General features: G+C 65.1%; 9 protein-coding genes, 1 tRNA gene and 1 pseudogene. 1 reads left to right on the top strand and 10 read right to left on the bottom strand.

Annotation, left to right across the window (positions count from 1 at the left end; translation table 11 throughout):
• Window positions 1–157 precede the first annotated feature (157 nt).
• The 8 genes from clpP to RT662_RS01190 all read right to left on the bottom strand — a co-directional run bounded on the left by clpP (window position 158) and on the right by RT662_RS01190 (window position 6,813).
• Window positions 158–787, bottom strand: coding sequence for an ATP-dependent Clp endopeptidase proteolytic subunit ClpP (clpP, locus tag RT662_RS01155; RefSeq protein ID WP_313668426.1), 630 nt, complete (start codon window positions 785–787; stop codon window positions 158–160).
• Between the two features lie 19 nt (window positions 788–806).
• On the bottom strand, window positions 807–1,796 hold the full coding sequence (locus tag RT662_RS01160; protein WP_313668427.1) for an acyltransferase: 990 nt from the start codon (window positions 1,794–1,796) through the stop codon (window positions 807–809).
• 79 nt (window positions 1,797–1,875) lie between these two features.
• A complete protein-coding gene (gene tig / locus RT662_RS01165; RefSeq protein WP_313668429.1) occupies window positions 1,876–3,453 on the bottom strand; it encodes a trigger factor in 1,578 nt (525 codons plus the stop codon).
• A 65-nt stretch (window positions 3,454–3,518) separates the two neighbouring features.
• A tRNA-Leu gene (locus RT662_RS01170) sits at window positions 3,519–3,603 on the bottom strand.
• Between the two features lie 115 nt (window positions 3,604–3,718).
• Window positions 3,719–4,039: a superinfection immunity protein gene (locus tag RT662_RS01175; protein WP_313668431.1), complete on the bottom strand. Its 321-nt coding sequence runs from the start codon at window positions 4,037–4,039 to the stop codon at window positions 3,719–3,721.
• 230 nt (window positions 4,040–4,269) lie between these two features.
• Window positions 4,270–4,389 (bottom strand): DUF2474 domain-containing protein, encoded by a 120-nt coding sequence (locus tag RT662_RS01180; protein WP_303779943.1) that lies wholly within the window; start codon window positions 4,387–4,389, stop codon window positions 4,270–4,272.
• Complete coding sequence (cydB, locus tag RT662_RS01185; protein WP_313668434.1) at window positions 4,382–5,386, bottom strand: cytochrome d ubiquinol oxidase subunit II; 1,005 nt, start codon at window positions 5,384–5,386, stop codon at window positions 4,382–4,384. Before cydB ends, RT662_RS01180 begins: the two co-directional genes overlap by 8 nt.
• Window positions 5,387–5,391: 5 nt before the next feature.
• Window positions 5,392–6,813 (bottom strand): cytochrome ubiquinol oxidase subunit I, encoded by a 1,422-nt coding sequence (locus RT662_RS01190; protein ID WP_313668436.1) that lies wholly within the window; start codon window positions 6,811–6,813, stop codon window positions 5,392–5,394.
• Between the two features lie 91 nt (window positions 6,814–6,904).
• On the opposite strand from RT662_RS01190, the gene RT662_RS01195 reads away from it, so the two are divergent.
• A complete protein-coding gene (locus RT662_RS01195; RefSeq protein ID WP_313668438.1) occupies window positions 6,905–8,596 on the top strand; it encodes a formate--tetrahydrofolate ligase in 1,692 nt (563 codons plus the stop codon).
• A 3-nt stretch (window positions 8,597–8,599) separates the two neighbouring features.
• Here RT662_RS01195 and RT662_RS01200 read toward each other — a convergent pair whose 3' ends face one another.
• A complete protein-coding gene (locus RT662_RS01200; RefSeq protein ID WP_409530122.1) occupies window positions 8,600–10,456 on the bottom strand; it encodes a gamma-glutamyltransferase family protein in 1,857 nt (618 codons plus the stop codon).
• 191 nt (window positions 10,457–10,647) lie between these two features.
• A pseudogene (locus tag RT662_RS01205) lies at window positions 10,648–10,964 on the bottom strand (hypothetical protein); the annotation flags it as partial.

A 10,964-nucleotide genomic window follows, 5' to 3' on the forward strand; every position in this document is an offset into this window, starting at 1 on the left:
CCCGCCATAGCCGACAGTATACGCGCCGGCATGCCGCCGGCCTAGCAGTGTAGCGACGATTCGGCGCCCGCCGCAAGGGCAGGTTTCAACCAAAGCGTCACAATCGCGGCGGGGTGATCGCGCCATTATGGTGGTGCAGCCCTGCCCCAGACCGGATTCACGCCGCTTGGGCTTCGCCTTCGCTCGCGGCCGGGCGCTTTTCCATCACGGCATCAATGATGCCGAATTCCTGGGCTTCCTCGGCGCTCATGAACTTGTCGCGTTCCATCGCATGTTCGATGGTGGCGAGGTCCTTGCCGGTGTGCTTGACATACAAATTGTTGAGAATGCTGCGAATCCGCAGGATCTCGCGGGCCTGGATCTCGATATCGGTGGCCTGGCCCTGGGCGCCGCCCGACGGCTGGTGCACCATGATGCGGGCGTTCTTCAGCGCGATGCGCATGCCCGGCTCACCGGCGGCCAGCAGGAAGCTGCCCATCGACGCGGCCTGGCCCACGCACACCGTGCCAACCTTGGGCCGGATATATTGCATGGTGTCGTAGATCGCCATGCCCGACGTGATCACCCCGCCCGGCGAGTTGATGTACATGTAGATATCTTTTTTCGGATTTTCCGATTCGAGGAACAGCAGCTGGGCCACGATCACCGAGGCCATATGGTCTTCCACCTGGCCGTTCACGAACACGATGCGATCACGCAGCAGCCGCGAGTAAATGTCGAAGCTGCGTTCGCCGCGGTTCGAGCTTTCGATGACGATGGGAACGAGACCGGCGGTCGGGTTAATCATGTGAGACTCCTTTGATCTCCTAGTTCGGACGTTTGCGCGCCCAATTCAAGAGGGCAAAGCCGGGTATGACAATTGGTTCACCGCCACGACGGGCGCGTTCCAGCGGCACATCGATGCACCGCCAGGCCAGAAGCGTTGCCAGCGCGGTGGCCGGCAGCGCCGCCAGCTTCAGCGCCATGCCGTCCAGCGCCAATCCGGCCGCGAACCCCATGATCACCGGCGCGTGGACGAGATAGAGCGCATAGGACGCATCGCCCAGTTGCCGGTCGCGCCGGCTGGACGGGCCGGCCAGCACGCGCGCAACCAGCGGCAGCAGCAGCAAGGACCAGACCAGGTGGCCAAGCTGTTCGGCCAGGGGCGACAGGCCCGGGCCTTTCAGCAGCAGCGGCCGGGTTGCGGGCCAGATCGCCATGCCGGCCGCAATGGCCACGAATGCGCCAGCCGCCGCCCACACGCCGCCAGCCGCCGGACACCATTTGCCAGCCGCCAGCCACATGCCGGCCGCAAATGCCGGCAGATACAGCAGGAAACTCCACGCACCCCGGGCCATCAGCCACATGCCCAGCCCCCAAGCCAGCGCGCCAAGCAGCCAGAGCTGCCAACCCGGCAGCCGCCGCGCCGCCAGCCACAACAGCGGCAGGCACAGGTAGAATTGCAGTTCGAGATCCAGCGACCACGCCACGCTGACAATCATGTCCCCCCGGCTGGCACTGCCCAGCAGCAGCAGGCCGGCGGCGAGATCCGGGCTGCGCGGCAAGCCAAGCCAGCCCTGCAGGGCCCAGGTGAGCGCCGAGATCAGGGCAAACAGCGGCCAGATCCGCGCCAGCCGTGTCGCAGCAAAACCGATCGCGCCATCGCCGCACTCCAGCCAGCGACGCGACACCCAATAGCCTGAGATAACGAAGAAAAGCACCACTGCGGGCCGCCCGATGTTGAGCGACGACAGGTGCGAAAGCAGGACAAAGAGCGCCAGGATCAGGCGCAGGCCACCAGGACCGGGAAACTGCATGGGGCCGCATCCTTCCACGCGGCGCCATGGCAATAGCCATCACACCGTGGAGAAGGAAACGGCCCCGTGCGGAGCGGCTTTACGCCTTCTTGGTCTTCTTCGCCGCAGCCTTGGCCGGAGCCGCTTCGGCGGCCGGAGCCTCTTCAGCTTCCGCCTTCTTGGCCGCAGCCTTCTTGGCGGGCGCCTTCTTCACCGGTTCGGCTTCAACGGCCGGTTCCTCGGCAGCCTTGGCCTTCTTGGCCGCCGCCTTCTTCGGCTTGGCCGGCGCATGGTCATGGTCATGATCATGGCCACAGCCGGGGCCATGGACGTGGCCGCCCGGCGTTTCGTCTTCGCTCTCGATTGCGGCTTCCAGCTCGGCGCGGGTCACGGCGCGTTCGGTGATTTCCGACTTGCCGATCAGGAAGTCCACCACCTTGTCTTCATACAGCGGCGCGCGCAGCTGCATGGCGGCCATGGCGTTTTCCTGGAAGAATTTCACCACCTTCTGCTGTTCGGCCGGGGCATAGCGCGCGGCTTCCTGGCCGATCAGGCGGTTCATTTCGGCCTGGCTGACGTTCACACCGTTGCGCTGGCCGATTTCGGAGAGCAGCAGGCCGAGCCGCACGCGGCGCACGGCGATGCGGCGATAATCCTCGCGCTCGGCTTCGATCTCGGCGCGGGCAGCTTCCGGATCGACTTCACGGGCGGCTTCGCCTTCCAGCGTCTGCCAGATCTGCTCGAACTCGGCATCCACCATCGATTCCGGCACGTCGAAATCATGGCGGGCGGCCAGCGTGTCGAGCAGCTTGCGCTTCAGGTAGGTGCGCGACAGCGTACCCAGTTCAGCATCGAGCTGATCCTTCAGGATTTCCTTCAGGGCATCCAGGCTGTCGAGACCGAAGCCCTTGGCGAATTCATCGTCGATGGCAGTTTCGGCCGGCACTTCCACACCGGTCACCGTCACATCGAACTCGGCCGGCTTGCCGGCCAGATTGGCAGCGCCGTAATCGGCCGGGAAGGTCACCTTCAGGGTGCGCTGTTCGTTGGCCTTGGCACCGATCAGCTGGTCTTCAAAGCCGGGGATGAGCTGGCCGGAGCCGATCTTGACCCGCATGCCTTCGCCCTTGCCGCCATCGAACGGCACGCCATCCACCTTGCCTTCGAAATCGATGACGACGGTATCGCCGGTCTTGGCCTTGTGCTTGGCCGGGGCCGGTTCGCTGCGCTGGGCCGATTCCGCCAGCCGGGCAATCGCGGCATCCAGGGCGGCATCGTCAGCCGGCACGACCAGCTTTTCCAGCGCCAGGTCCTCGGCCTTCACATCGTCGATGGTCGGCAGGATTTCCATACTGACGGTGAAGCGGGCATCGCCCTCTTCCGGCAGTTCGCCATCCACATCCACCTGCGGCTGGGTCGCCGGGCGCAGGCCGTGATCGGCAATCACCTTGTTGACGCCATCGTTCAGCGCCGCCTGCAGCGCTTCACCACGCAAGGCTGGGCCGTGCATCTTCTTGACGAGATTGGCCGGCACCTTGCCCGGACGGAAGCCCGGCATCTTGATGGTCTTGGACACTTCGGCCAGGCGTGCATTCAGGCGCGCGGCAATGACATCGGCCGGGATCACCAGCGAATAAGCGCGGCGCAGGCCCTGGTTGGTGATTTCGGCAATCTGCATCGAAGAATCCGTCGTGTTGAAAGTTGAAATTCTGGCGAGTTTGGCCCGGACGGCCAGCGGCAGGATGGTGCGGGCGAAGGGACTCGAACCCCCACGTCTTTCGACACTGGAACCTAAATCCAGCGCGTCTACCAATTCCGCCACGCCCGCACTCGGGAAACGAGCGCCCGCCTATAGCAGGCACAATCCGGAGTGCAAGGCAGCAATGGCGTGTGTGCCGACAGATGGAAAGCAGCAGGCGGCGGATTTCACGCCGCCAGCGCAGTCAGGCGAGGTTGAGCGATACCGCCGTGGTAGCAAAGCCGGCCAGCACCAGGGCCGAGACAGAGGCCAAGAGACGGCGGCGACGCTGCGGTGAGCCGACAAAGCGCTGGATCATCGGATGGCTGCTGGTGCCGGACGCCGCCCAAGCCATCAGCGCGATCCAAAGTGCAAAGGAAAACAGCGAGATGACGTTAAGGGCCGCAAGCAGATGGCGATCGGGGTGGCGGTTCACATAGGCGACGCAGGCCGGTAGAAAATTGAACACGCACAGGAAGATGAAAATGCCCACAATTACCGTGGCGGCCGTCGTACCCACAACCATACGCCCCTCCTGTACACGCGCCCCTTGCAGAGGGAGCTGTTGCCCCCAAGCCCGCCGTAGTCACAGCCGACTGATTCTGCCTGTGTCGATGCATTCGAGTCGCATCTTTAACAGGGGCTAAATTTACGCGGCGTTAACGATATCGCAAGGCAAAATGTAACCATTCAGAGACATGTTTATTTTTATAGCCGCCCGTTTCGGGGCAATCGCACCCAAGGTTGGCGGCAATTTCAACCCAGCAGCCAGGTGCGGAGCAGCAGGCCGACGGCGCCCACAACGCCAACACCGGCCGCCCAGAGGCCCACAAACCAGGCCAGACGGCGCGGCAGCGGTGCTTGGGGTTCAGGCATAGCCTTCGGCCCCGACCTTGCCGCGGAACAGCCAATAGCCATAGACCGTGTAACCCAGTATCACCGGAAGCAGCAGGCCAATGCCAACCAGCATGAAGCTTTGCGCGTTACTCGCGGTGGCCGCCTGCCAGATCGTCACCTGCCCCGGCACCGCCCACGGGAAGATCGAGATGCCCAGCCCGATGAAGGTGAGCAGGAACAGCAGTTCGGCGAGCAGGAAGGGGGCGACTTCGGCTCGGCGCTTGAGGGCGCGGATGAACATCAGGCCGGTGATGGCCAGCAGGATCGGCACCGGCGCCGAGAAATAGATCCCCGGGGTTTCGAACCAGCGGCTGAAATAATCATGACTGAGGAACGGGGTCGCGAGGCTGACCGCCGCGATGGCGGCAATGCTGGCCGCACCGCCGCGCCAGGCCATGCGAAAGGCGTGATCCTGCACGGCCCCTTCCGTACGCCAGATCAGCCAGCAGGCGCCGAGCAGCGCATAGGCCGCCACCACCGACGCGCCGGTGAGCAGCGAGAAGGGCGACAGCCAATCCCACCAGCCGCCGGCATAGCTGCGGCCCGATACTTGCACGCCTTGCAGCACCGCGCCCAAAATCACCCCCTGGGCGAAGGCCGCCAGCGTGGAGCCGGCAAAGAAGGCGAAATCCCACAGCCAGATGCGGCTGGTGCGCGCCCGATATTTGAAGGCGACACCGCGGAAGATCAGGCCCAGCAGCATGGCGATCAGCGGAGCATAAACCGCTGGCATCAATATGGCATAAGCCAAGGGGAAGGCCGCAAAGACGCCGCCGCCGCCCAGCACTAGCCAGGTCTGATTGGCGTCCCACACCGGCTTGATGGTGGCGATCGCCGTTTCGCGCTCGACCCCCGGTGCCATCGTCGGGAACAAGATGCCGATGCCCAGATCAAAGCCGTCGGTGACGACATAGATGAAGATGGCCAGGCCGATGATGCCGGCCCAGACCAGCGTCAGAATGGGATCGGGCGCCATCTGCCTTACTCCGCTGGCTGCAGGCCGATGGCCGCTTCAGGCGGCAGGCTGCCGACTTCGACGGCCTCTTCATCGGACGCTTCGGGTTCACCGGGGGTGGGCTCGGTCGCCATCAGCTTGATGATGAACAAGGTGCCCACCCCAAACACGAAGAAATAGACGATGATGAAGGCGATCAGCGAGGCCGCCACGGCGGGCGCCGCCAACGGCGAGGCGCTTTCGGCGGTGCGCAGCAGGCCAAAGATCGTGAAGGGCTGGCGACCGGTTTCCGTGGTGATCCAGCCGGCGAGCACCGCGACAAAGCCCGCCGGGCCCATCGCCAATGCCAGCCGCTGCTGCCAGACATTTTCGAACAACCGCCCGCGCCAGCCATTGAACGCCGCCCAGCCGCCGAGCAGCAGCATCAGCACGCCAAGGCCCACCATCACGCGGAAGGCATAGAAGGGAAAGGCGACCTTGGCGCGGTTCTGAGGGGGCACCTTGTCAAGGCCCGTGGTGGCCGCCTCGATATCATGCTGCAGCACCAGGCTGCCGAGCGCCGGCACCTCCAGCTTGTAGTGCATCACCTGAGCGGCATCATCGGGCACGCCGAACAGGATCAAGGGCGCAGCACGATCGTGGCTTTCATAATGGCCTTCCATCGCGGCGATCTTGGCCGGCTGATGCTGCAACGTGTTGACGCCATGCTCATGCCCGGCCAGCACCTGCAGTGGCGCGGTGACGGCCACCATCCCCATCGCCATGGCAAACATGATCTTCGTTGCCGGCTGCGCAGCGCGGCCGAGCTTGCGATCCTTCAGCAGATGCCAGGCGCCAACAGCGCCCACCACCAGCGCGGTGGTGAGATAGGCGCCCAGCAGCGTGTGGGCGAGGCGGTAGGGCATGGACGGGTTGAACACCACCAGCCACCAGTCTGTTGCGTAAAATTGTCCATTAGGCGCAATGGCATAGCCTTGCGGCGTCTGCATCCAGCTGTTGACCGCAATGATCCAGAAGGCCGAGATGCTGGTGCCGATGGCGACCAGGCAGGTGGCCATGAAATGGAGTTTCTTGCCGACCCGATCGAGCCCGAACAGCATGACACCCAGAAAACCCGATTCGAGAAAGAAGGCGGACAGCACTTCATAGGCCATCAACGGGCCAATGACGGGGCCAGCCTTGTCCGAAAAGGCCGACCAGTTTGATCCGAACTGATAGGCCATGACGATACCCGACACGACACCCATGCCAAAGGCGATGGCAAAGATCTTCAGCCAGTAATTGAACAGCTGCAGATAGACATCGCGGCCCGTCTTCAGCCAAAGCCCTTCCAGAACAGCAAGATAGCTGGCCAACCCGATCGAGAAAGCCGGGAAGATGAAGTGGAACGAAACGGTGAAGGCGAACTGGAAGCGGGCCAACGACAGGGCGTCGAACTGATCGAACATATTGCTCCTTCCCTGCTGCATTGCACCGGCTATGGTGCGTGCAGGCGAGAGACATCAGGCAAGTCTAATATAGGGTTTATGGCAGGGAATCATGGCGACGGACATTGAAATCGCGCGGGCAGCGACATTGCGCCCCATCCGGGAGATCGCAGCCGGCCTGGGCCTGGCGGAAACCGACATCGAACCCTATGGGCACCATATCGCGAAAATAGCGGCTAAAACGCTGGCGGAATGTGACCAGCGGGTGCCGGGCAAGCTGGTCCTGGTGACGGCGGTGAACCCAACGCCGGCGGGGGAAGGCAAGACCACCACAACCGTGGGCCTCGCTGATGCCCTCAACCGCATCGGACGGCGCGCCGTGATCGCGCTGCGCGAGCCGTCGCTCGGCCCGGTGTTCGGCCGCAAGGGCGGCGCCACCGGCGGCGGCCAGGCGCAGGTGTTGCCGATGGAGAAGATCAACCTGCACTTCACCGGCGATTTCCACGCCATCACCTCGGCCCATAATCTGCTCGCCGCGATGATCGACAATGCGGTGCATTTCGCAACGCCAATGCCATCGGGCGCCGCCATCAACCCACGGACGGTCACCTGGCGGCGCGTGCTGGACATGAACGACCGCGCCCTGCGCCAGATCGTTTCCGGCATGGGCACCGGCAACCACCCGCTGCGCGAAACCGGGTTCGATATCACGGTCGCTTCTGAAGTGATGGCCATCCTGTGCCTTGCCGATGACGTGACCGATCTGCAGGCCCGCCTCGCCCGCATCCGGGTGGCCAAGGATACCGCCGGCAATCCGGTGACGGCCGGTGACATCGGCGCGGCCGGCGCCATGGCGGCGCTGCTGCTTGATGCGATGCAGCCCAATGTGGTGCAGTCCATCCACGGCTCCCCTGCCCTCATCCACGGCGGGCCGTTCGCCAACATCGCCCACGGCTGCAACTCGGTGATCGCCACCCGCGCCGCGCTGGCGCTGGGCGAATTCGCCGTGACCGAAGCCGGGTTCGGCGCCGATCTGGGCGCGGAGAAATTCGCCCATATCAAGTGCCGCTCCGCCGGACTCGCCCCGGCCGTAGCCGTTGTGGTGGCGACGGTACGGGCGCTCAAATATCATGGCGGCATGGCGCTGGCCGATCTGGGAAATGCCGACGCGGCCGCCCTTGATCGCGGCCTCGAGGTACTGGCCCGCCATGTCGAGAACCTGCAGGCGCTGGGCCTGCCCGTCGCCGTGGCCATCAACGCTTTCAGCAACGATCGGCCGGAAGAGCAGCAACAGGTGCTCACCTGCTGCCACAACGTGCTGGGCGTCGCCGCCCATTTGTGCAGCCACTGGGCCGACGGCCCGGCCGGTGCGGAGGAGTTGGCCCGCAGCGTCGCCGCCCTGGCCGACGCCAATACAGACCCGCACGCCAGCTTCACCCCGCTCTATGCCACCGGCACCGACGTGTTTGACGCGCTCACCATCGTGGCCACCCGCATCCACCGCGCCGCCCAGGTCACCTTGTCCCCGGCCGCACAGAAGCAGCTCGCCGCGCTCCGCCACGAAGGCCTGGCCAACCTGCCGGTGTGCCTCGCCAAGACGCCCTACAGCTTCACCGCGGACGAAAAAGTGCGCGGCGCGGTGTTCGGCCACGACCTGCCCATCCGCGAGCTGCGGCTGGCGGCCGGCGCCGGTTTCATCGTCGCGCTCGCCGGCGAAATCGCCACCATGCCGGGCCTGCCCAAGCAGCCATCGGCCATCGGCATCCATCTCGACAGCGAAGGGCGAATCGAGGGGCTGAGCTGAACCTTACCAGCCGAACACGTAGCGTTCGCGGCGGACATCGGCGGCGCCGCGCAACGTGCCCGTGCCCGGAACCATACCGGCCGCCACCACGCCGGTGGAGACACCGTAGGGGCCGAGCACGGTCAGCTTGTGGCCGCGCGCCGCCAGCCCATCACGCACTGCACTGGGCACCCGGTTTTCGATTTCCAGCACGCCGGGCTCGTCCTTCTTGATGCTGAAGCTGTTGTGGAAATGGTTGCTGTTGATGCGCGGCTCCTCGATCGCGGCCTGCAGCGGCTGATTGTGGATCAGCACACGCAGCAGCACGTTCATGATCTGCTGGTCCTGATTGTCGCCACCGGGCGTGCCGATGGCGAGGAAGGGCTTGCTGTCTTTCAGCACCAGCGTGGGCGTCAGCGTCGTGCGCGGGCGCTTGCCGGGGGCCAGCACATTGGGGCTGGTCGCATCAAGATCGAAGATGGTCAGCCGATTGCTCATCGGCACGCCGGTATCACCCGCCACATAGGCGCCGCCGAGCAGCCAGCCGGATGAGGGCGTGCAGCTGAACAGATTGCCCTTGGCATCCACCACTTCGATGGCGGTGGTGTCGGCGATCGGGCCGGATGGCGGCGACAGCATGTGGGGCGTGAAGTTCGGCGTTGCCCGCGCCCGGCCTTCGTGCGCCCAGGGATTGCCATAGCGGTGCTCGAGCGAGGCCATCGGCCCGATCTGCTTCGCGCGCTCGGCGGCATAGGATTTTGACAGCAGTCCCTTGCCCGGCACATCGGCGAAATCGGGATCGCCAAAGAACATGTTGCGATCGTCAAACGCCAGCTTGATGCTTTCGGCCAGTGTGTGGAGATAGAGCTCCGAACCTGCAGGCATCCCGGCGATGCCGCCGGCTTCAGCAATGTTGAGCGCCAGCAGCAGCGCCGGGCCCTGGCTCCAGAAGCCGCCCTTCAGCACGCGGTGGCCGAACACGTCCACAGCGGCGGGTGTTTCGAGCTTCCCCTTGTAACCGGCAAGATCGGCATAGCGGATGAGGCCGCCATCGGCCTCCACGGCGGCCGCCATGCGCCGGGCGATGTCGCCGGTGTAGAAGGCGTCACGGCCGGCCTGGATCGCCTTCACCCGGTCTTTCGTGCGGGCCAGCGTGGCGCGGTCCGCCTCGGCGATGATCCGCAGCGTGCGGGCGAGATTGGGCTGGCGGAAAATCTGGCCGGTCTGCGGCGGCGTGCCATCCGGATAATAGGTGCGGCGCGCCCAATCCCACTGCGATGTCGCCTGCTGCTGGCTGGCGAACACCTCGGCGAGGAAATTGTACATCACGAAGCCATCGGCCAGCTCGATGGCGGGCTGCATCACCTGCGCCAGGCTCATGGTGCCGTTGAACTGCAGCGCCAGCGCCATGGCATCGACCACCGCCGGGATAGTGCCGCCGTTGGGGCCGTTGCCGGGAATGACACCAGCCTTGGCAAACACCTCCGGCCGGGCGAGGCCGGGGGCGGTACCCTGGCCGTTGACGACCACGCTGCGGCCGGTGGCAGCGTCATGGATGATGGCCGGGGCTTCGCCACCAAAGCCGAAGTGCGAGATTTCGGTGATGGCCGCCGCAAACACCGCCGCCACGCCGGCATCGGTGGCGTTGCCGCCGGCCATCAGCATGCGGATGCCGGCGGCACAGGCATAATGGCGGCCAGCGGCGACAATGCCGAACTGGCCGGTGATCTCCGGCCGTAGCGTTTCGCCGGCACTGATCAGGCGCGTGGGTTCCACCGGGCCGCTCTGTGCCCAGGCGGCCGACGGCAGCGCCGCCATGCCGCCGCCCGCCAGCAGCAATGCTGCGATGTCGCGCCGGCTGAAATCCCTTGGTCCGTTCATCGCTCTCACGCCCCTGTTCGCTGCCCTTTGGCTGGCCTCAGCGTTGCTTGCTTCAACACCAAAGCACGCGTCGCCCCGGACTTGATCCGGGGCCCCGCTTCTCTTTCTGCGTCCAGAAAGCGGGGCCCCGTGTCAAGCACGGGGCGACGATCAGGATAGTGAAAATGTCACGTGTGGCACTGGCCAGCGTGTCACAATCGCTCAAGCTTGAGCCACTTAGGATCACCGGCCCAGGCCCGCTTGAACGCGGCCTGCGCAGCGGCAGCTTCGGGCTTGTGGCCAGCGGCGGTTTCGCTGAGCGCCAGGCCAAACAACGCCCAGCCGTTGCGCGGCGTCTGGATCAGGGCGGCACGGAAGGCGGCGCTGGCGCCGGCGGAGTCGCCCGCCAGCAGCAGGGCGGCGCCCAGCGACTGGTTCACCGGGTAATGCCAATAGCTTGGCTCCATATAGGGGATGGTGGCTTCGATGGTGGCGGCGGCGCGGAAATGCGTGGCGGCTTCCGCATATT

This window comes from Sandarakinorhabdus sp., from assembly GCF_032115815.1.
Lineage (GTDB): Bacteria > Pseudomonadota > Alphaproteobacteria > Sphingomonadales > Sphingomonadaceae > Sandarakinorhabdus.

Coding starts and splice junctions, on each gene's coding strand:
- clpP (WP_313668426.1), bottom strand. CDS start 787: ATGATTAACCCGACCGCCGGTCTCGTTCCCATCGTCATCGAAAGCTCG.
- RT662_RS01160 (WP_313668427.1), bottom strand. CDS start 1,796: ATGCAGTTTCCCGGTCCTGGTGGCCTGCGCCTGATCCTGGCGCTCTTT.
- tig (WP_313668429.1), bottom strand. CDS start 3,453: ATGCAGATTGCCGAAATCACCAACCAGGGCCTGCGCCGCGCTTATTCG.
- RT662_RS01175 (WP_313668431.1), bottom strand. CDS start 4,039: ATGGTTGTGGGTACGACGGCCGCCACGGTAATTGTGGGCATTTTCATC.
- RT662_RS01180 (WP_303779943.1), bottom strand. CDS start 4,389: ATGCCTGAACCCCAAGCACCGCTGCCGCGCCGTCTGGCCTGGTTTGTG.
- cydB (WP_313668434.1), bottom strand. CDS start 5,386: ATGGCGCCCGATCCCATTCTGACGCTGGTCTGGGCCGGCATCATCGGC.
- RT662_RS01190 (WP_313668436.1), bottom strand. CDS start 6,813: ATGTTCGATCAGTTCGACGCCCTGTCGTTGGCCCGCTTCCAGTTCGCC.
- RT662_RS01195 (WP_313668438.1), top strand. CDS start 6,905: ATGGCGACGGACATTGAAATCGCGCGGGCAGCGACATTGCGCCCCATC.
- RT662_RS01200 (WP_409530122.1), bottom strand. CDS start 10,456: ATGAACGGACCAAGGGATTTCAGCCGGCGCGACATCGCAGCATTGCTG.